This is a genomic window from Ruminococcus flavefaciens ATCC 19208 (assembly GCF_000518765.1).
Classification (GTDB): domain Bacteria; phylum Bacillota; class Clostridia; order Oscillospirales; family Ruminococcaceae; genus Ruminococcus; species Ruminococcus flavefaciens.
Genome location: NZ_JAEF01000015.1, coordinates 83676 through 104161 on the forward strand (window position 1 = coordinate 83676; position 20486 = coordinate 104161).

16 protein-coding genes are annotated in these 20486 nt (G+C 46.6%); 11 read left to right on the plus strand and 5 right to left on the minus strand.

What is annotated here, in order from left to right; translation table 11 throughout:
• Positions 1-30: 30 nt before the first annotated feature.
• Entirely contained in the window at positions 31-777 is a 747-nt protein-coding gene (locus tag L870_RS0103845; protein ID WP_051411401.1) for a glycosyltransferase family 2 protein, read from the minus strand.
• A gap of 589 nt (positions 778-1366) precedes the next feature.
• On the opposite strand from L870_RS0103845, the gene rpmG reads away from it, so the two are divergent.
• The 5 genes from rpmG (at position 1367) to rplA (ending at position 3659) form a co-directional block, all read left to right on the plus strand.
• A complete protein-coding gene (rpmG, locus tag L870_RS0103850) occupies positions 1367-1516 on the plus strand; it encodes a 50S ribosomal protein L33 (protein ID WP_009984160.1) in 150 nt (49 codons plus the stop codon).
• Positions 1517-1533: 17 nt separating this feature from the next.
• Positions 1534-1767, plus strand: a complete 234-nt coding sequence (gene secE, locus L870_RS0103855) for a preprotein translocase subunit SecE (RefSeq protein ID WP_051411403.1) — start codon at positions 1534-1536, stop codon at positions 1765-1767.
• A gap of 25 nt (positions 1768-1792) precedes the next feature.
• Positions 1793-2320 carry a transcription termination/antitermination protein NusG gene (gene nusG / locus L870_RS0103860; RefSeq protein ID WP_028517010.1) on the plus strand — a complete coding sequence of 176 codons (528 nt, stop codon included), beginning with the start codon at positions 1793-1795 and terminating at the stop codon, positions 2318-2320.
• 93 nt (positions 2321-2413) lie between these two features.
• On the plus strand, positions 2414-2839 hold the full coding sequence (rplK, locus tag L870_RS0103865; protein WP_019680811.1) for a 50S ribosomal protein L11: 426 nt from the start codon (positions 2414-2416) through the stop codon (positions 2837-2839).
• A gap of 124 nt (positions 2840-2963) precedes the next feature.
• A complete protein-coding gene (gene rplA / locus L870_RS0103870) occupies positions 2964-3659 on the plus strand; it encodes a 50S ribosomal protein L1 (protein ID WP_028517011.1) in 696 nt (231 codons plus the stop codon).
• Positions 3660-3716: 57 nt separating this feature from the next.
• Here the strand turns inward: rplA and L870_RS16570 are convergent, their stop codons facing one another.
• From L870_RS16570 to L870_RS0103890, 4 genes are all read right to left on the minus strand, one after another.
• Positions 3717-4808: an Mbeg1-like protein gene (locus L870_RS16570; protein WP_051411405.1), complete on the minus strand. Its 1092-nt coding sequence runs from the start codon at positions 4806-4808 to the stop codon at positions 3717-3719.
• Positions 4809-5009: 201 nt separating this feature from the next.
• Positions 5010-8102 carry a glycoside hydrolase family 9 protein gene (locus L870_RS0103880; protein WP_028517012.1) on the minus strand — a complete coding sequence of 1031 codons (3093 nt, stop codon included), beginning with the start codon at positions 8100-8102 and terminating at the stop codon, positions 5010-5012.
• Between the two features lie 291 nt (positions 8103-8393).
• Positions 8394-10889: a glycoside hydrolase family 9 protein gene (locus tag L870_RS0103885; protein ID WP_028517013.1), complete on the minus strand. Its 2496-nt coding sequence runs from the start codon at positions 10887-10889 to the stop codon at positions 8394-8396.
• 164 nt (positions 10890-11053) lie between these two features.
• The gene (locus L870_RS0103890; RefSeq protein ID WP_051411406.1) at positions 11054-11884 is read right to left on the minus strand and encodes a hypothetical protein; all 831 of its coding nucleotides are present in this window, start codon (positions 11882-11884) and stop codon (positions 11054-11056) included.
• Between the two features lie 411 nt (positions 11885-12295).
• Here L870_RS0103890 and L870_RS0103895 point away from each other — a divergent pair, with 411 nt between their 5' ends.
• The 6 genes from L870_RS0103895 (at position 12296) to L870_RS0103920 (ending at position 20481) form a co-directional block, all read left to right on the plus strand.
• A complete protein-coding gene (locus L870_RS0103895; protein ID WP_028517015.1) occupies positions 12296-13006 on the plus strand; it encodes a ClpP family protease in 711 nt (236 codons plus the stop codon).
• A gap of 89 nt (positions 13007-13095) precedes the next feature.
• Positions 13096-15666, plus strand: coding sequence for an FtsK/SpoIIIE family DNA translocase (locus tag L870_RS0103900; protein WP_028517016.1), 2571 nt, complete (start codon positions 13096-13098; stop codon positions 15664-15666).
• A gap of 532 nt (positions 15667-16198) precedes the next feature.
• Positions 16199-18178, plus strand: a complete 1980-nt coding sequence (locus L870_RS16575) for a YgiQ family radical SAM protein (RefSeq protein WP_037271110.1) — start codon at positions 16199-16201, stop codon at positions 18176-18178.
• A 110-nt stretch (positions 18179-18288) separates the two neighbouring features.
• A complete protein-coding gene (locus L870_RS19865) occupies positions 18289-19044 on the plus strand; it encodes a ComEC/Rec2 family competence protein (protein WP_278244601.1) in 756 nt (251 codons plus the stop codon).
• A complete protein-coding gene (locus tag L870_RS16580; RefSeq protein WP_037271112.1) occupies positions 19041-19271 on the plus strand; it encodes a DUF3006 domain-containing protein in 231 nt (76 codons plus the stop codon). The genes L870_RS19865 and L870_RS16580 overlap by 4 nt, the downstream gene beginning before the upstream one ends.
• A complete protein-coding gene (locus L870_RS0103920; RefSeq protein WP_028517018.1) occupies positions 19264-20481 on the plus strand; it encodes a BaiN/RdsA family NAD(P)/FAD-dependent oxidoreductase in 1218 nt (405 codons plus the stop codon). Before L870_RS16580 ends, L870_RS0103920 begins: the two co-directional genes overlap by 8 nt.
• Positions 20482-20486: the final 5 nt, after the last annotated feature.

Genomic DNA, 20486 nt, shown 5'->3' on the forward strand with positions numbered 1-20486 from the left:
CAGCCATTCGCTGAGGGCTGAACAGAAAAATTATTTATTGTAATCGTAGAACATTTCGTCCATAAGCTTATCGTAGCCGCTGCGGTCACCTAATGCAGCTTTTATCAGTGCCCCTGCATTTTTGAATATGAGCCTGAAGTAAAGCCAGTCCCCCATATCATCGTACTTCCGCGTGGAATTGATAAGATGATTTTTCCTCAGACAGCCATACTTCTTACCTTTCTTTCTGCCATAGGCTTTCAGTGCCTTGGCTGTGGCGATGTCCTCACCAGCTTTTTTCTCAACAAAGCTGCCTATAGCATCAAAATCGGACTTTCTCGCCCAGAATATACCACAGTAAAGTCCCGTAAGCTTAAATCCAAGCCGACAGATAATATCGTTTATCCAAAGTGCTGCCGAATACCTCTCAAAGCGCAGAGGTGCTCCGCCGCCTATGTACTTTCCGCTGTTGAGCATACCAAGTATCTCGCGCAGGGTATCCTCTGTCATACGGTTGTCGCAGTCAATGGTAACTATTACCTTTCCCCGTGCAGCATTGATGCCCGCATTTCGGACTGTGGCTATGCACCTGCTCTCATCTGTAACAACACGTGCTCCGTTTGCAAGTGCAAGATCGGCTGTACTGTCTGTACACCTGTTGCAGACGATAATTGTCTCAACTCCGCATTTTACACGTGAAGCTGCTTGTTTTACCGAATTTATGCAGCGCACAACATACTTTTCTTCGTTATGTGCAGGCACTATGACTGATATGATAATATTGTCCGAAATAGCCATCATCTCCCCTGCTGCTTATTTTATACTATTATATTATATGCTTTTAGGTGTCAAAAGTCAATAGCATGCAGCGACAGCGTGACGGCGCAGAGCCTGCGCTCCCTTACTCGGGTGGATATCATCAAAAGGGCAGTCGCCTCTCGACACGGGCAGCGTGACGCTGCACCCTTTCTCCGCGCACAGTATTTAAACCGGACATAATTTAAGCCGCGAGATAAAATACACGAAAAATATGTATCATCGCGTGACACATACATTAATAAGGTAACGCCGCCATACAGTGCGTTCATGTTGTTTGCATCTTTAGGTATACACGGGCGAGCGTAACTCGCCCCTACAGTGCACTCATGATATTTATTGCATAAGGCGCGGACGACCGATGGTCGTCCCTACAACTCTAACCACTAATCACTATGCAATTACCACTAAGCAATATAAATCAAAAACTTTCTAAAAAAGCTTGACATTGGCGTTTATATGTGTTATAATAGTAGTACCTCGTTGGGGGTTTATTTTTTTGTCCCCGTGCGAGGGAGGCAAACAACCTACCTTTGGTAACAAAGGAAGTACTAATTCAGGAGGTGCCGATATGAGAGTAAAGGTTACTTTAGCTTGTACAGAGTGCAAGCAGCGCAACTATGTTTCCAAGAAAAACAAGAAGAACGACCCTGACAGAATTGAAATGATGAAGCATTGCAAGTTCTGCAGAAAGCATACTCTTCACAAGGAAACAAAGTAATCGGAAGGGGTATTTTTATGGCTAAGAATACAACTTCGGAAAAGAAGTCCGAGAAAAAAGAAGGCGGAAAGATCCGCAAATGGTTCAAGGACCTCAAAGTAGAATTCAAAAAAGTGGTTTGGCCATCCAAGAAAACTGTTATCAATAACACTTCAGTCGTTCTGAGTGTTATCGTTGGATCAGCAATTTTCGTAGGAGCTATTGATCAGCTCTTTTACGCTTTAATGCGTCTGATCTATAACGCTCACTAATTCAGAGGAGATCAGGAGGAGAATTATGTCAGAAGCAGCAAAGTGGTATGTTATCCACACATATTCAGGCTATGAAAATAAGGTAGCTCAGAATATTGAAAAGGTTGTAGAAAACCGTAAGCTTCATGAACTTATCCAAGAGGTCAGAGTTCCTACTGAAAGAGCAACTGAGATCACAGATGGAAAAACCAAAGAAGTAGAACGCAAAACCTACCCCGGTTACGTTCTCGTTAAGATGATAATGAACGACGATTCATGGTATGTTGTACGTAACACCAGAGGCTGTACAGGCTTCGTAGGTCCTGCTTCAGAGCCTACTCCCCTTTCAGAAGAGGAAGTCGAAAAGCTCTTTGGTCTTGAGGTCGCTTCTGTTACCGTTAACTTCAAGGTCGGCGATAGTGTACGTATCTCAGGTACTGCTATGGACGGATTTATCGGTGTCGTTCAGAATATCAATCTTGAAGACCGTTCTGTAGACCTTCTTGTCTCAATGTTCGGTCGTGAGACCCCCACTACCCTGCCTATAAGCCAGGTCGTATTGGTGGAGGATTAATTCAGGTCAAAAAGAACCCGCAGTATGGGTTCAGTGGGAGAGGTAAAATAATTCTTGCCTCGCCATTTACCACATTTATGGAGGTGCGAATACATGGCACAGAAAGTAGTTGGCTACATTAAGCTTCAGATCGCAGCAGGAAAGGCTACTCCTGCACCACCTGTTGGTCCGGCACTCGGTCAGCACGGTGTTAATATCATGGCATTCACAAAGGAATTCAACGAGAGAACAAAGAACGACATCGGTATGATAATCCCTGTTGTTATTACTGTTTACGCAGACCGTTCATTCTCGTTCATCACTAAGACTCCACCCGCAGCTGTTCTCATCAAGAAGGCTTGCAATATCAACAGCGGTTCAGGAGTACCTAACAAGACTAAGGTCGCTAACATCACTAAGGAACAGGTTCAGAAGATTGCTGAGACAAAGATGCCTGACCTCAACGCAGGTTCACTCGAAGCAGCTATGAGCATGATCGCTGGTACAGCTCGTTCAATGGGCGTTGTAGTTGTTGACTAATCAATTTTTTGAATGATGAAGTGGGAGTTATTCCCGTTCAGAGTTCTATTGGTGGGAGGAAAATTCCGCTAATCGGGTAAGCTATAAGCTTCTCGGTATTACCACTTAAATAGGAGGAAATATAATGAAACACGGCAAGAAATATGTTGACAGCGCAAAGGCTGTTGATTATGCAAAGCAGTATGAGTCCGCAGAGGCTCTTGACTTAGTTTGCAAGAACGCAAAGGCTAAGTTTGATGAAACTATAGAGGCACACATTCGTCTTGGTGTTGACTCAAGACACGCTGACCAGCAGGTTAGAGGCGCTGTTGTTCTCCCTAACGGTACAGGTAAGACTGTTCGTGTATGCGTATTCTGCAAGGAAGACAAGTATGAGGCTGCTCAGGGTGCTGGCGCAGAGTTCGTTGGCGGTCAGGATCTCGTAGACAAGATCATGAAGGAAAACTGGATGGACTTCGACGTTGTTATCGCTTCACCTGACATGATGGGTCTCGTTGGTCGTCTTGGTAAGGTTCTCGGACCTCGTGGCCTTATGCCAAATCCAAAGGCTGGTACTGTAACTCCTGATGTTGCAAAGGCTGTTACAGAGGCAAAGGCTGGTAAGATCGAGTATCGTCTCGATAAGACAAACATCATTCACTGTCCTATCGGTAAGGCTTCATTCGGTGCTGCTAAGCTCGAAGAAAACTTCAACACACTTATGGAAGCTGTTGTTAAGGCAAAGCCTGCTGCTGCTAAGGGTACTTACCTCAAGAGCTGCACAGTTACTTCAACAATGGGTCCCGGTGTTCCTGTTGCTACAGCTAAGTACGGTGTTTGATAAATAATAGCTAATATTAAAGGCTTCACATTTCTGTGAAGCCTTTTTGTTATTGTGTTATGTCTGCTGAGGTTTGAATATAGCGCCTGTTCCGTCCTTTGCTATCTTTTTGATAGCTCCCTTCATTATCGCCTGCTGTTCAGGGCGGAGCTTGGAATATGCCTTTATGAGCGCCGGGTAAAGACGGAGCTTGTTTATCTCCTTCAAAGTATCCTTATCTGTGGAATTCAGCACCTCAAACAATGAGTCGGTAAATATCTGACGCTCTATGTCGCTGAACTCCTCAAGAAGTCCCGATATAGCCTTATTTATTACATCACCCGACTTTTTCAGCTTATCCGCAAGCATAAAGCGGTTCCGGCGAAGCTCCCAGCTGTAGGAAAAATGCTGACTGAGTCCTATAGCCGTATTCTTTACTATTTTCGGCTCGCAGCTGCTCCCAAGAAGCATTCCTACTATCGAGACCTGAGGTATGTAGCTTCTGATATACGGAAGCATTTTTTTATATGTATCTGAATCAATTATCTCGTCCCTGAATCCGGGAGCGTCATAAGCATATATCTCCTTTATTCGTCCGCGAATGTTTTCGTCACAGAACATAGAACTATATATCGCAAAATTGCCGCCCTTTGAATGACCGCCGAGACGAATGGGTATATCTGTGCCCGAAAAAGCTTTGTCAACATAACAGACTGCCTGCTGCTGACCTGCGGTCTGCTGCATAAAGCTGAGATTAAAATCCTCTTTCCACCCCACAACTGTGCCGTCAGTCCCGCGAAATGCTACAAATCCGCTTCCGTCGGGAAGACTATAGGTAAGTGCAGAAAATTGCATATCCTCAGAATGCTCGACCATACACACATATCCGCTCAGCAATGTGCCTCGGTAGCGCCTTGACTCCGCAAGCTTTCTGAACAGCATATTATCCTGCTCAAATGTTATGATACGCCTCTTTTTATCGACCTTTTCCGGATCATATATTTTATATGCCTCGGGAATAGAGATACTTTCAGAAAAACTTTCGGGAACTACGTCCTCCAGAGGAACATAACAAAACTGTGATAAGATCAGTCCGTCTATCTCATTGAACGGATCAGCTGAAAACGGAACATCTCCCCGCCAGTCGAGGTAATCAAGAATGTTCGCCAAAAAATTCACCCCTGTCTGAAAATATTGGAATACAATAAAAGTATTACCGCAAATCAGATTATATAATTTTGATGCAATTTTTGTTCTCTTTCTTTATATATCATTATATCACTTTTCTGTCATATTTTCAATAGGCATATATACAAAAATAAACCGAGCGGATACACCGCTCGGTTTACTAATAGGAATTATATCCTGTTATTACTTAGTTGGATCAAGTGAAGAGATCTTGTTGAGGAGGTAGTTCTGGATACGAACTGCGTCCTGAGTTGTGATGCCCTTGCTTGATGTATCAACGTCAGCGTTTGCCTTACCCTGTGCTGTGATAGCAGACTTATCTGTACCGCCCTCACCGTACTTGTTCGGGTTAGCAAGGCTCTGCATGATAAGAACGATATCAGACATATCTACATCACCGTCGCAGTTTGCGTCGCCCCATACAGTAACTGAAGGTGTAACGCCTGAAACAGTTGTTGTTGTAACAACAGGCTTTGTAGTTGTAGCTGTTGTAGTTGTCGATACTGGCGGCTTATCTTTAAGATAGCTGTATTCCTCGTCCTTATCCTGGAGGAACTCAACGATCCATGCAAGAGGAGCATTCCAGTTGATTGTAACCTCGTTTGTTGACCAAGCTTCGATTGAGTCAACGAAGCATCTCTGTGACGGGTTATCCTCAGCACCGGGAACGAATCCGAGAGCACGTACATATGGATCCTGGAGACCTGCGTTAGGACCGCCTGAGAGAACTCCGTCAGGAGCCATAGGCAGAGTCTTATCAAGCTCGTAAGACCAATATCTGTGGTGAGGATTCTTTTCCTTGTATGTACCGTAACCTGTTACATATGAGAATGAAAGCGGGTTACAGCCAAGGAGATAGTTCATACCTGTAAGAACACCGTTCATGTACTTCGCATCGCCTGTAACATCATAAGCGTATGACATAGCCATGAGGTTGTTGATAACCATTGAGTTTGAACCCCACTCATAACCCTTGATGATGATATCCTTGGAGAGGTTGTTTTCATCAGTGTATCCGGGTCCGTCATACTTGTATGGGATACCGTAGCCCTGTGTCTCTTCCTCTTCGATGTATGCATCAGCAGTCTTCTTGAGTGAAGTGATAAGTGTATCCTTCTGCTCATCTGTGAGGTACTTATTGTTAAGGAGAAGTGAGATTGAACCAGCAGAAGCTGTATTACCCCAGTTAAGAACTGAGAATGTACCTGTCTGGTTTTCACCGCCTGTGATTCTCTCAGGAATCTTGAATGCGTTCTCATACTTAGAAAGCTTTGTAAGGTATGTATCAGCGTCAGCATCATCGAGAGCCTTACAAGATGTAAAGATCTCACAAGCTGCCCAGTACATATCGTCTCTTACTTCGTTATCACCGTAAGGACCACCGCCCTTAGCCTGATTGAACGGAGCATAGAGTGAAGTCTTGTTTGACTCTTCTGTTGAAGTTGCCTCGTACCAGTTCTTGTCAGCTGCCTCATAAGCGTCCTTAGCTTCCTGGAGATAGAACTCAGCCTTAGAAGCATCGTATGGCTTGATAAGTCTTGCCATCTGAGCTGAACATGCTGAGTAGTTCAGTGTAGCAGCAAGCGTTGGTGGCTTAACGATACGCTCAGTTTCCCAACCCTTTGAACCGTCGGAAAGTGTCTTTCCTGAATAGTCCCAAGGTCTTGTAGCAAGTCCTGTCCACTTATGGTCGTGGAGCTTGTGGTAAACCATGCCTGCGCACTTCTTGCCCCATGTAGGCTCAGAAGCGTCAACCTTCATAGCTGTCATGAACTCGAGCTCATAGAGACACTCGTCGATGATATCAGGGATCTTCTTTGAGTCGCCGCTCTCTGGGATATTTACTGTGCCTGAACCGTCAGCGAACTTATCCTTTGTATTGCTGTTGTATGTAGCTCTCTCATACATATTAAGGAGAGTCCATACAGAGATACCGCCGTTAACAACGTACTTACCGTGGTCACCGGCATCGTACCAGCCCTTGTTAGCTGTGATCTTTGAAGAAGCGTATGTGCTTGTAGCTTCTGAGTTTGATAAATACTCGTTGTGCCACTCAGTCTGAACATAAGCTGTATCAGTCTTATGACCACCCTCATGAGCAAGAGTAGACTTATCGCCTGATGTTATATACTTCTCTTCGATATCGAGACCTGAACGGTTCTGATAGAAGTAGTTAAGAGCATTCTTGAGCATATCGTGTGACTTGTCTGTGTAGATGTCATCACCGATATTGAATTCCATAGATCTCCAGTCTTCGCCCTTTATGCGGAGATAGTATCTGCCTGGAGTTTTAGCCTTTGAGAAATCGATCTTACAAACTGTATCAGCTGAATCCTTATCAGCCTTTGCTGTAGTTGTCTCACCTGTCTCAACAACAGTACCTGACTTAGCGTCAACGAGCTCCCAAGTATATGAACCTGAAAGGTTGATTGTTGTTGCGCCATAGAGAACATCACCCTTGTTATCGCCGAGTGTAGCCATCTTAGCGTAGTTTGTGAAGTAACCAACCTGGTTTACGGAAATGAAGTTAACAGTCTTGCCGCCCTTCTTGAGGTTAGCATCTGTATTAGCACTGTAGTCACGGTTTGTAGCGCCGTAGCCTTCGTTAGGATCAGCGTTGCAGCAGCCCTCGCCCGGCTCCTTGTCACCACAAGTTACACAGTCGATAGAAAGATCGTCGAACCAGATCTCGTCGCCCTTCTGAGCATTACCCTGATACTGAGTACCCTTTGCATAGTGGAAGCACCACTCACAAGCTTCAAGATCCTTAGTAGGCTTGAATGTACCCTCGAATGTCTGCCAGTCTGTTGTGAGCTTTACAGCAGCCTGTGGCCACTGACCGCCCATATCAGGTCCCATGTGCATATCCTTTGAACCGCCGTCGAGCTCGAAATACTCTTCTGTACCAGCGATATTACCGATCTTTGAGCAAAGCTCCATACCAGCTCTGCTGCCCTTTACCTTCATGCTAACCTTGTACTCGTGGCCAGCCTTGAAGTTAAGGTTTCTGTGTCTTACCTGAAGATCCCACTTTTCCTTGTCTGCACCTACCGGTTCTTCAACAACAACGTGGAATGTGCCGTCCTCAAGGTTAAAGTTCTGCTTAGCAGGTGATGATTCACAAGTGTGCCAAGGCAGAGCCTTGTGTGTGAAAGAGCTTTCGCCAACTACCAGGCCAGCTGATGCTGTTAAAGGTGCTATTGTAGAAACAACAGCAGGAGCAATTGTAGCCATAGCCATAACGCCGGCAAGAACTTTTTTAGTTTTCTTGTGCATTTGAATACCCTCCCTGAATATTTAAGAATATAGTTTATAACGCAGCGTCAGTGCAAACACCGCGTATATATACCGTAAATTCGAGCAATGAGCCTTTACGTCCTGTCGGACTCTGCACTAATCCGACTCATCAATCATATTATATTATATCGAAAAAAAAAAGTAAATAGTTTTCTTGAAATTCGTTCATTTCTCTAATGGGAGTTTCATAATTCTGTACACAATAAACAAAAAGGTAAAAAAAATAAGAGGGAATAATTTCCCTCTTATTTCTATTTTGTGAATTGATTATTATTTTTTCTCGGGGAGCTCTGTAATGACATGAAGCAGGTATTTCTGAAGTGTCTGCGCGTCATTTGTTGTGAGCTTTGAGCCGTTGTCATAAACGTCGCCGTTGGCTATTCCCTGCTCTGTGATATGTGACTTGTCAGTTCCGTCCACACCATATTTATTCGGATTTGCAAGGCTCTGCATTATGAGAACGATGTCTGCAAAATCAACTTCGCCGTCACAGTTAGCATCTCCCCACTTTGTAACAGCAGGTGTTTCATTTCCTTCTGTTGTTGTGGTGACAGTTGTTGTAACTGTTGTAGTTGTTGTTGAAGTTGTAGTAGTTGTTGTAACAGGCTTTGTTGTTGTGGTCGTGACGTTGGTCGGCTCGTTACTCCCATTCTTTACGCATGGCTTTGCAACAAACTTTGTGCCGTCAGGCTCTTCGCCCCATGCGATAACGCCGTCTACATACATAGGCATATGCTCGTTGAGAGAGTCAGCCTTCTTGAGGTCTGTAGCCTTTGCAAGTCCGCCAAGATATGACCAGTCATTTGAAGTATCCCAAGCGCCTGCTGTTGACTTGCCGTCTATTGCATCAGGGATAGAAATTCTGAACTGTACCTCGTCTCTGTGTTCGCTCTGACCTGTAGGCTGTATAGCTCTGCCGTCCTCAAACTTGATGCTTGCATAGTATGTATTTCCTGTAGGATCACCCTCGTACTTGTGAGGACCTGTAACTGTAGCGTGACCCTGTCCGCTCTCGTACTGCTGTGACTTTCCTTCTACCTTGATATCATCAACAGAAAGACCGTTCTCGATAACCTCTGATACATCGAAGAAGTATCTGTACTCAACGTCCTTTGCAACTCTTGCAGGCCAAGCTGTGTGGTTCATAGCCCATGCCTTGATCTCTGTATAGCTTGCAGCAGGTGTGCCGTTGATAACTGCGGCTACCTCCCACTCAGCCCACTTCGGAGTCTCAGCAGGCGGGAACGAAGCATCAATGCTTCCGCCGTAATCGTCTACCATTGCGCAGAGACAAGCTGTATAGCCTGCGTTGTAGTCGATAGCAACTTCTGAATACTCATACTGAGCAACACTGTTCTTATAGCTGCCTGACTTGTCAGGTCCGCCAACGAGAGCACCGTAGAGAGTATGTGCATACTCTGTCTGCCAGCCCTCATCTCCGCCTGACTTCTGACCGAGGTCGTTCCAGTGGTCATCGTGTATACCTGAAGCTGTTCTGTGGTGGAATGCAGTCGGCTGATTGTCACCCATACCGAGAACGTAACTCATCTTCAGACCGTTATCGCCGAATACATAGTCCATCTGAGACTTAGCCCAGTCATTGTACTTCTTTGAAAGTGCAGCATCGTCCTTGAATAAAGTATCACTTGCAAGCTTAGCAAGCCATGCTGTTGTTGTAGCGTGACGGGCGCTTCCCCAGTTGAAGAGCCATGCAAGGCCGTCAGGTGTATAGTCTACCTTCTTTCCGCCGTAACCGTCTATCCAGTAGTCAAGGTGGTGAGAAATGTGCTCTGTCCACTCCTTATTGCCTGTATTAAGGGCATAGAGGAAAGCAGCTGCCTGTGAAGTATCGTCCCAGCAGAGTCCCCATGTGAACTTACGCTCAGTTGACTGGTTCTCAAGTGGGAAGTTAGGGATATAGTCCTTCTCGATCTTGTCGAGGTAGCTCTTGTCGCCTGTAGCAATGTACAGCCAGTTAGCAGCATACATACAGTCATCGAGCCAAGAATCGGTATTGTACATACCTGTCATGCCGCCGATATCCTTGTTTGCTCTGATCTTGTCAGCACCCTCAAAGAGATCCTTTGCGTGCTTGAGATACTGAGCTGCCTTCTCAGGCTGTGTATCCTTGAATATAATGTAGCCCTCAGCGAGACAAGCTGCTGAAAGTCCTGCTACAGAAGCATTCTTTATAGTATCATAAGGTCTCTTCCAGTCGCCGCTGTTGAGATGATGCTTACGGAGATATACCTCGGCACTGCACCAGATGTTATGATCTGTAGAGCCGCCCTTGAAGTCGCCGATAGTACCGATCATCTCGCCGCCGCCCTTGTCACAAGCCATAACGTAGTCCATACCCCACTGGATATTGTTGCGGTATACCTCGCCAAGTCCTGCCTTGTCAACAGCATCCTTATAATTGATATAGCCCCAAGCCATGATAGATGCTGAGTAAGCATTGGTAAGAGTAAACTTGAAGTGGTCGCCTGCGTCGAACCAGCCGCCCGGAACAACGTCTGTCTCATTTCCGTCCTCATCAACCATTGAGTCTGCGCGCCATGCTACCTGATTCCACTCAGGAAGCTTTCCTGACTGCTGTACCTCATAGAAGAACATGGACTTCTGGAGAGCCTCTGCGTAGTTGTACTTGGAAGCCGAATCTGCTGCTGTTGCTACGCTGCCCAATGTGCTGACGGGCATATAAGCAAGTACACCTGCTGACATTGCAAGTGCAGAAACTGCTGCCGTTATTTTTTTGATTATCATTTTTAATACCCCTCTCGTATTAAATATTTAAGGCACGGTAAATTCCACACCTATACATTTTAAATATACAATATCCGCACCGATTTGTCAAGTAAAAAATACCATTTTCCACAAAAAAGCAGTACAGCCCTGCGGCTGTACTGCTTACGGTCAAATATTTATCATTATGGAAGCCATGTGATGTAAACGTCCTTGAGCTGATCGTTGTCCTTTTCAAACTGAAACTCGTATCCGCTGCTGCCGTAGTAAACAGTTGAATCCACCTTATAGAGGACGCTGTTCATATTCTCCTTCTGCTCAGTAGGCTCAGGGCACTTAGCAAGAAGCTCGTCCTTCTTGAGAGTGATCGGGAATGCGAAAGATACGACCTCAGCAGCCTTGTCAAGATCTGCGGCTATATCCTTGTTTCTGTCTTCCTCAAAGGTGCTGAGAGGAGTGTAGATAGTGAACCATCTTGCATAAGAAAGTACACATTCCTTTTCCTTCAGATTTGAGTCTGTATAGTTGCTGAACTGGAACTGAAGTGATGAATAATCTGATATCTTTATAGAATACCAGGCAGTGCTGTGGTTCTTATTTACGTTGTTATCAAAGTTTGCAGCGTCATTCTCCTTGAAAGGAACTCCTGCATCAATAAGATCCTGTAAAGTATTTTCGCCAACCGTGAATACTTTTCCATCATAAGCAAAGCTTCTGTTATCGAGATCAGCATAATTCGCGCTGAGGCCCTCAACAGGCTTGGGATCAGACTTCTTTTCGTCCTTGTCCTTATCTTCATCCTTTTCATCAGACTTTTCTGTAGTAGTTACAGCCTCTGTAGTAGCTTCCTCGGTAGTTGTAGTCTCTGCTTCGGTAGTTTCCTCCTCAGTAGTTGTTTCAGCTTCTGTAGTGGTTTCAGTCTTTTTCTTTTCAGACTTTTCCGAGCTCTCTGACTTTCCGCAGGCAGTAAGTCCCATCATAGCAACGAGAGCGATAGCTAATAACTTCTTTTTCATACTCATATTCTCCTTTTTATTTTTCTCAGGACAATTCCCGAGAAATTTCAAGCCATATTATAGCACTTGTGATTTATGTAGTCAATATTTTATGGAATGCGAATAAAAAAATCATTGCATCTATCATTTCTCACAAACTAAGCATATAATTATTGTACATTTTGTTTACTGTTTATTGCTGAGTTTTCATTTATTGCTGTCAGGAGAAGCAACGTTATTACTGCTCAAAACGGTTATCCGAGGTGCTTTAAGGCTGTTGGAACTACTCCCCGACGCGGCACGCTCAGTACAAGCTGTCAGCAGCGGCGGCTGCTGACCATTCCAAGTATTGACTTTTGAAATGCAAAAGTATATAATAATAATGTATACGCTCTTGAAAGCTGCGCAAAATAGCTGTCGGAGGTGTATATAATGTCAGACGAAAAACAACAGGACAAGTCCCCTTCGGAAGAGCTTCTTGACGACGCTGAGCTTGCGCGCGAAAACGGACAGACAGTTTCACGCAACTCAAAGCACCTTATACACTGCCTTTCAGTTGTGGGACAGATAGAAGGGCACTATGTCCTTTCCGAACAGAACAAAACTACCAAATACGAGCACATTATCCCTGCTCTTGTGGCTATCGAACAGGACAGGAGCGTTGAGGGACTGCTCATTATCCTGAACACCGTCGGCGGAGATGTTGAGGCAGGGCTTGCCATTGCCGAGCTAATCTCGGGCATGAAAACTCCCACTGTTTCACTTGTGGTCGGCGGCGGACATTCCATAGGCGTTCCCCTTGCGGTATGTGCCAAGCATTCATTTATAGTCCCGACTGCTTCAATGACTATCCACCCTGTACGCATGAACGGTACTGTACTGGGAGTTCCGCAGACTCTCTCATACTTTGACAAGATGCAGGACAGGATAGTGAGGTTTGTAACTCAGAACAGCAATATCACGGAGGAAAACTTCCGCACCCTGCTGATGAACACTCAGGAGCTTGTACTGGATGTGGGAAGCGTTATCGAGGGAGAAAAAGCCGTAGAGCTGGGACTTATCGACAGCCTCGGCAGTCTCGGAGACGCTATGGACTGTCTGTACGATATGATAGAACATACAGAAAAAAGATATGCGGACTGACCGCAGCTGTGCCGATACGCGCTTTTTTGCGCCGAAAATATGCTATAATGGCACAGCTACATATACAATAGAACAAAACGGAGGCTAACATGGCACAAACACAAACTAAAAAGAAGGCTTCGGGAAAAACACAGAAAAAATCCGAAGCTCCGCGCAGAGAACCTGCCAAAAATAACAATGCAAAGGCAAAACAAAAAGAAAACAATCAGCTTTGGTCTATAATCCTCTTTGCACTTGGTATCCTTGCAGCTCTGATGGTACTCATACCCGGTACAAAGGGCTGGCTTGCCATGCATCATCTTTTACGCGGACTTTTCGGCATAGCTTCTTATCTTGTGCCAATAGCCCTGATCTATTCGGCTATAAAGCTCGGTGCAGAACCGTCAGATAACAGCAAAGACAGAGGCAATGGTATCAGAGCTGTCTGGTGTGTAGCCATAATTTTTCTGGCAAGTGCGGCTTTCCAGATATTCGCTGTGGGATCTATGCCCGAAAAAATACGCTTTTTAAATCAGGTAAAGGCTTTATACAAAGGCGGAATAAAATACGAAAGCGGCGGCGTTGCAAGTATGGTATTTGCCGCTCCCCTGCTGAAGCTCTTTGGAAAGCTTGGCGCACGGCTCATCTCTCTGGTGCTGTTCTTCGTGTTCGGTATGCTCCTTTCAAGGCGTAATCTTACCGATTTTCTGAAGCTTCTGGCTACTCCCTTCGTATTCATAGGAAAATGCATAAACGGTATACAGAATATGTTCGTAGGCGGCGAATTCGTTGACGCTTTCGGTGACGATGACCTTGATGACGACAAGGAGCGAAAGGACTTCGATGCTGACCTTGAGGCCATCAGCATGACCAACACAAAAAAATCAAGCCGAAAGCCCTCGGAAAAGAAAGCTCAGGACAAGCAAAATGTCGAGGCACTCCCTGATGGATTTTTCGATATACCGCTCCCTACCGACCACCTTATCGACTACGGCGAGGAAGAAGCTCCTGCGGCTGCACAGCCGATAGAAGAGGATATTGCTCCTCCTGTACATAATGTTGCTCCGCCTGTTGAGGAAATAAGCGAACCCGAACCTACAGACGAAGGTCTGGAGCAGCTTATCAGCAAGGCTGCCGACAGCAAGCCTGTTCCAACGGAAGAGATCATCGAGGAAGAGATCGAAGCCGAGGAAGAAAAGCCAATGTACTTCCTTCCGCCTATAGATATACTCACACGCCCCGAAATACGATCAAACCGTGCCGAGGCTGTTGAGGAAATGCGTGAAAAGGCTGAGGTCATCAAGAATACACTTTCGAGCTTCGGTGTCGAAGTAAAAATAAAGGATATATTCCGAGGTCCGTCTATCACCCGTTATGAAATACAGCCGGGTCCCGGAATAAAGGTGTCAAAGATAAAGGGACTTGAGGACGATATCGCTCTCAGCCTTGCTGCACAGGGCGTTCGTATAGAAGCTCCTGTTCCCGGAAAGGCTGCTGTAGGTATCGAGATACCTAACACCACAAAGGATATGGTAACTCTCCGCGAGATAATAGCTTCTCCCGAATTCAGAGAGTCAAAGAGCAAGCTCACATTTGCAGTGGGCAAGGATATCACAGGCAATATCATTCTCGGTGATATCGCAAAAATGCCTCACGTTATCATTGCAGGTACTACAGGTTCGGGTAAATCCGTCTGCACACGTTCTATTATAATGAGTATCCTCTACAACGCAACTCCCGATGAGGTCAAGCTCATACTTATCGATCCAAAGATAGTTGAATTCAAGATATTCGAGAATATCCCCCATCTTCTCATACCTATCGTAACAGACTGCAAACGTGCCGCAGGTGCGCTGTGCTGGGCTGTAAACGAGATGATGCGCAGATACAACATCTTCGCAGAGGCGGGTGCAAACGATCTGCGCTCATACAACGAGCTTGCGGAAGTGGACGGCGACCGCTCACCTATGCCGCAGGTAGTTATATTCATCGACGAGCTTGCTGATATGATGCTGGTGGCAGGAAAAGAAGTCGAGGACTTCATCTGCCGTCTTGCACAAATGGGACGTGCCGCAGGTATGCACCTTGTAGTTGCTACTCAGCGTCCTACTACCGATGTTATCACAGGTCTTATCAAGGCTAATATCCCCAGCCGTATAGCTCTTTCCGTAAAGTCTCAGGTAGACTCCCGTACTATCATTGATATGGCAGGTGCAGACAAGCTCCTCGGAAACGGCGATATGCTGTATATGCCTATAGGTGCAGGAAAGCCTGTCCGTGTACAGGGCTGTTTCTCGTCAAATGAAGATATCGCGGAAACTGTCCGTTATGTAAAGTCTCAGGTAGATGTCTCATACGATCCCGCTATCACAGGTGCTGTTGAGGGATATTCGCCCCAGTCTCAGAACGGCTCAGGCGGAGCTGACAGCGGCGCTCCGTCAGGCGGCGGCAGTGATGAGGATATCGTTGAATCAGCTATAAAGGTAGCTGTTGAAGCAGGTCAGCTCTCAACTTCAATGCTGCAAAGAAAGCTGAAGCTTGGCTACGCAAGGGCTGCACGTATCATGGACGAGCTTGAAGAACGCGGAGTTATCGGTGCAAGCGAAGGTGCTAAGCCCCGTAAGGTGCTCATGTCAAAAATGCAGTACGACGAATGGCGGCTTCGCAGAATGGACGAATAAATCAAAATTTAGCAGCGTGACGCTGCACCCTTGCTCCGCGCTGAAATATATCTGATAAACAAATTATAGCCGCGAGGGGCAATAAATTATTAGGGAAATATCATCGCGTGATTTTCTGAATTATAATTAACAGCTTAACTTGCCGAGCGTATGAACGGGATTCCAAAGGGACTGTGTTCCTTTGGCAGAGTCCAGAGACAGCGTCTCTGGTCGCTGTTCCCATTTTTTAATGAACAGCGAAATAATACGAAGGCGCATCGCAAAGGGTGAATTCAAAAACAGTCCAGTGGACTGTTTTTGAAGAGGGAACGCCTTGCAAGAGAAGGCGTTCCCTTAATGGGACGTCGAGTGACTCCCTACAGTGTAGGGAGATGTCAGCAAAGCTGACAGAAGGTATGTGCAGCTGTTAGCTGCGCCGTCCCCTACATTTCGGGCGGATAATATCCGCCCCTACAATGGGCTAACAGCTAACGGCTAACGGCTCAAAACATATTTTTGCTCCGCAAAAATATGTTTTGCAGGAGGTGATACCATGTATGAAGGCTTTCTGCCTACAACAAAAAAAGAAATGGACGAGCTTGGCATAGAACAGTTCGATTTTATATACATAACAGGCGACGCTTACGTTGACCACCCAAGCTTCGGAGCGGCTATCGTCACAAGGCTTATCGAGGATATGGGCTATACTGTCGGTATCATCTCACAGCCCGACTGGCATACGGACAAGGACTTCCGCCGCTTCGGTGCGCCTAAGTACGCTTTCCTCGTTACCGCAGGAAATATCGACTCTATGGTGGCTCACTATACCGCCGCAAAGCGCAAGCGTTCCGATGACGCTTACACCGCAGGCGGCGTTGCTGGCAAACGCCCCGACAGAGCTGTTATCGTCTACTGTCAGAAGCTCCGCGAGTACTTCGGTGACATACCAATAGCTATCGGCGGTCTTGAGGCTTCACTGCGCCGTTTTGCCCACTATGACTACTGGGACGACGCTGTTCGCCCCTCTGTGCTCGTTGACAGCGGTGCGGACATACTCATGTACGGCATGGGCGAACATCAGATACAGGAGATATGTCCACGTCTTGCCGCAGGCGAAAGTATCCGCAATATGACTGATATCCGCGGAATATGCTACCTCACAGAGCCTGTCAATACGCCTATCGGTGCAGCACAGTGCCCCTCATTCGAGCAGGTGCGCGACAGCAAGACCGAATACGCAAAGGCAGTAAAAATACAGTATGACTGGCAGGACGAGGTCTACGGAAAGACCATAATACAGCGTCACGGCAAAATGATGCTGGTACAGACTCCCCCTGCCTACAGTCTCACCACCGAGGAGCTTGACCACATTTATTCTCTCCCCTATACCCGTGCGATACACCCGTCCTACGAGGCTTTAGGCGGTGTCCCCGGTATCGAGGAGGTTCGCTTCTCTATCACTCACAACCGCGGCTGCTTCGGTTACTGCAATTTCTGCTCGATAGCTCTTCATCAGGGCAGACGCATAACCGTAAGAAGCGTTGAATCGGTACTCAAAGAAGCTGAAAGAATTACTCAGATGCCCGATTTCAAGGGATATATACACGATGTTGGCGGTCCGACCGCTGATTTCCGCCGTCCGTCCTGCGATAAGCAGATAACCAAAGGACTTTGCATGGGCAAGAAATGTCTTGCACCAACACCATGTCCCGCACTTAAAGTCGACCACACGGAATACCTCTCAATGCTGAGAAAAATACGAAAGGTCAAGGGAGTGAAAAAGGTGTTTATCCGCTCGGGTATACGCTATGATTATCTCATTGAGGACAAGGACGACGAATTCATGCGCGAGCTTATCATGCACCACGTAAGCGGTCAGCTCAAAGTCGCTCCCGAACACTGTTCGGCGGTAGTCCTTGACAAAATGGGCAAGCCCCATATCGAAGCCTACAAACGCTTCCAGAAGCGTTTCTACGAAATAACAAAAGGCATGGGAAAGGAGCAGTATCTCGTTCCCTATCTCATGTCCTCACACCCCGGAAGCACTCTCAACGAAGCTATCGACTTAGCCGTTTTCCTCAAGGAAAACAAGATACGTCCCGAGCAGGTGCAGGACTTCTACCCTACTCCCGGTACTATCTCAACGGCTATGTTCTATACGGAGCTCGACCCGTATACAATGGAGAAGGTATACGTACCGAAAACTCCGAAGGAAAAAGCTATGCAGCGCGCTCTGCTGCAATATTTCCGCCCTCAGAACAGAGAGATAGTCCTCGAAGCTCTCAAAGCCGCAGGCAGGCGCGACCTTATAGGCTCGTCGCCGAAATGCCTCATAGAGGGAGACTCTCACAAACAGGGAAATGCTCCCCGAAAGGGCGGTGACAAGTCGTGGCAAAATACTTCAAAGACACGGAAAGCTTCGTCGAAGCAGCAGGAGAGAAATACAAGCTCAATGCGCAGCAAAAACAGTACCTTCGGGAGCTCGCAGAGGAACGGGAAAAAGAACGCTCCGCACGGAAAGAAAAAACATTAAAATTCATCGGATTTCTGCTCATAGTCGGCATTATCATATTTGCCTGCCGACACTACTGGAGCAAGCCTGCACATACATTTCCTGCAAAGGATATACTTGAAGTACACTTCATTGACGTTGGACAGGGCGACTGCACTTTCATAGCCGCAAACGGTACTACTATGCTTGTGGACTGCGGCGAAGATGCGGTATCGGCTCAGATCATAAAGTATCTGAAAAAACTCGGCATCGGACGGCTTGACTATGTTATTGCTACTCACCCGCACTCAGACCATATGGGCGGTATGTACCGCATCATCGAGACATTCGATGTGGGCGAAGTGATGATACCGCTGATGCCCGAGGAACAGATCCCAACAACAATGTTTTACGAAAGGTTTCTTGATGCCTGCGAGGAAAGAGAAACTATTGTAACTGCCGCAAATGTGGGAAGGATAATAAATATAGGTGATGCAAGGGCAGAGATAATAGCTCCGGACAACACATTTCAGGAGGATATAAACAATTACTCCATAAGCTTTATGCTGTATCACGGAAACAATTCATTCCTGCTGACAGGCGATGCTGAGGCTGATGAAGAAGCTCAGATGCTGAAAACCGAAAAGGTAGGCAAGGTAACTGTTTACAAGGCAGGTCATCACGGCAGTGCTTACTCCTCGACCTCAGATCTTCTTGCAGTTATCCGACCTGACATAGCTGTGATATCCTGCGGCATGGAAAATCCCTACGGTCACCCTGCCGACAGTACCATAAAAAGGCTGAAAGAGTACACCGACCACATCTACCGCACCGACGTATGCGGAACTATTGTCATAGAATCCGACGGCAAAAAGCTGTCCCTCACTCCCGAAAGGAGCACGGAATGATAATAATTGACAGATTTGAAGGAGATCTCGCTGTGCTTGAAACAGACGACGGCATGATAAACGTTGAGCGCAGCCTGCTCCCCGAAAATGCTGCCGAGGGCGATGTTCTCACCTATAACAGGGCGTGGACTGTGGATAAGGCTGCCACAGAGCAAAGACGGAGCCGAACAGCAAAACGGCTTAAAAGGCTTTTGAACAAAACTGATAAAAGAGGAAAAAATGACTGATATTATCATAATCGGCGGCGGTGCAGCAGGCTGCTTTGCAGCTGTTACAGCCGCAAGATACGGAAAGTCCGTTATGGTTTTCGAGAAAAACGAAAAGCTTGGCAGAAAGCTGCGCATAACGGGAAAGGGACGCTGCAATGTAACCAACAACAGCTCCTCTGAGGAGCACATGAAGAATATCCCCGTAAATCCGCGGTTTCTGTACAGCTCCTTTGCAAGCTTCGATGCCGAGTGCACCATGAGATTCTTCGAGGAGTTAGGCGTACCTCTGAAAACAGAGCGCGGAAACAGGGTGTTCCCCGTAAGCGACAACGCCAACGACATCGCGGACGCTATGGAACATGAAATGAAACAGCTCGGTGTTAAGGTCATACAAAAGCGAGTCACGAAGATACTCACGGAGAACGGCGCAGTATGCGGCGTAAAGGCAGGCGGCGAGGAATACCGCTCGGCTGCGGTGCTGATAGCCTGCGGAGGAAAGTCATACCCTGCTACAGGCTCTACAGGTGACGGATATACACTGGCACAGGAGCTGGGACACACAGTGACCGAGCTGAAACCGAGCCTTGTCCCCCTCACCTCTCCCGATAAATACTGCGCGGAGATGATGGGACTTTCACTTAGGAATGTTACTCTTAACCTTTTCGACAGGGATAAAAAAATATACAGCGAGCTCGGTGAGATGCTGTTTACGCATTTCGGGGTATCGGGACCGCTGGTACTGAGCGCAAGCTCTCATATAAGAGATATGCAGCCGAATCGCTTCAGGCTGCTCATAGACCTGAAGCCTGCACTGTCTCCCGAGCAGCTCGATGCAAGGATACAGCGCGACTTTGCCGAAAATCTCAACCGCGACTTCCAGAACGGTATCAGAAAGCTGCTCCCTGCAAAGCTGATACCCGTTATGGTAAAGCTTTCGGGAATATCTCCCGAGCAGAAGATAAACGGCATAACAAAGGAGCAGCGTCATAAATTCGGAGAGCTTATAAAGGCATTTCCTGTAAGGATATCGGGGTTCCGCCCTATTGATGAGGCTATCATCACCAGCGGCGGGATATCTGTAAAGGAAATTGATCCGAAAACTATGGAGTCAAAACTGGTGAGCGGTCTTTACTTCGCAGGGGAGGTCATAGACGTTGACGCTTACACAGGCGGCTTCAATTTACAGATAGCTTTCTCTACTGCCTATACTGCGGCAGTAAATATGTAAAAAGG

What these genes read in the sequence shown, in the direction of transcription:
- L870_RS0103890 (WP_051411406.1), bottom strand. Translation starts at nt 11,884, where the DNA reads ATGAAAAAGAAGTTATTAGCTATCGCTCTCGTTGCTATGATGGGACTT.
- L870_RS0103895 (WP_028517015.1), top strand. Translation starts at nt 12,296, where the DNA reads ATGTCAGACGAAAAACAACAGGACAAGTCCCCTTCGGAAGAGCTTCTT.
- rplK (WP_019680811.1), top strand. Translation starts at nt 2,414, where the DNA reads ATGGCACAGAAAGTAGTTGGCTACATTAAGCTTCAGATCGCAGCAGGA.
- L870_RS0103845 (WP_051411401.1), bottom strand. Translation starts at nt 777, where the DNA reads ATGGCTATTTCGGACAATATTATCATATCAGTCATAGTGCCTGCACAT.
- L870_RS16580 (WP_037271112.1), top strand. Translation starts at nt 19,041, where the DNA reads ATGATAATAATTGACAGATTTGAAGGAGATCTCGCTGTGCTTGAAACA.
- rplA (WP_028517011.1), top strand. Translation starts at nt 2,964, where the DNA reads ATGAAACACGGCAAGAAATATGTTGACAGCGCAAAGGCTGTTGATTAT.
- secE (WP_051411403.1), top strand. Translation starts at nt 1,534, where the DNA reads ATGGCTAAGAATACAACTTCGGAAAAGAAGTCCGAGAAAAAAGAAGGC.
- rpmG (WP_009984160.1), top strand. Translation starts at nt 1,367, where the DNA reads ATGAGAGTAAAGGTTACTTTAGCTTGTACAGAGTGCAAGCAGCGCAAC.
- L870_RS0103900 (WP_028517016.1), top strand. Translation starts at nt 13,096, where the DNA reads ATGGCACAAACACAAACTAAAAAGAAGGCTTCGGGAAAAACACAGAAA.
- nusG (WP_028517010.1), top strand. Translation starts at nt 1,793, where the DNA reads ATGTCAGAAGCAGCAAAGTGGTATGTTATCCACACATATTCAGGCTAT.
- L870_RS0103920 (WP_028517018.1), top strand. Translation starts at nt 19,264, where the DNA reads ATGACTGATATTATCATAATCGGCGGCGGTGCAGCAGGCTGCTTTGCA.
- L870_RS0103880 (WP_028517012.1), bottom strand. Translation starts at nt 8,102, where the DNA reads ATGCACAAGAAAACTAAAAAAGTTCTTGCCGGCGTTATGGCTATGGCT.
- L870_RS0103885 (WP_028517013.1), bottom strand. Translation starts at nt 10,889, where the DNA reads ATGATAATCAAAAAAATAACGGCAGCAGTTTCTGCACTTGCAATGTCA.
- L870_RS16575 (WP_037271110.1), top strand. Translation starts at nt 16,199, where the DNA reads ATGTATGAAGGCTTTCTGCCTACAACAAAAAAAGAAATGGACGAGCTT.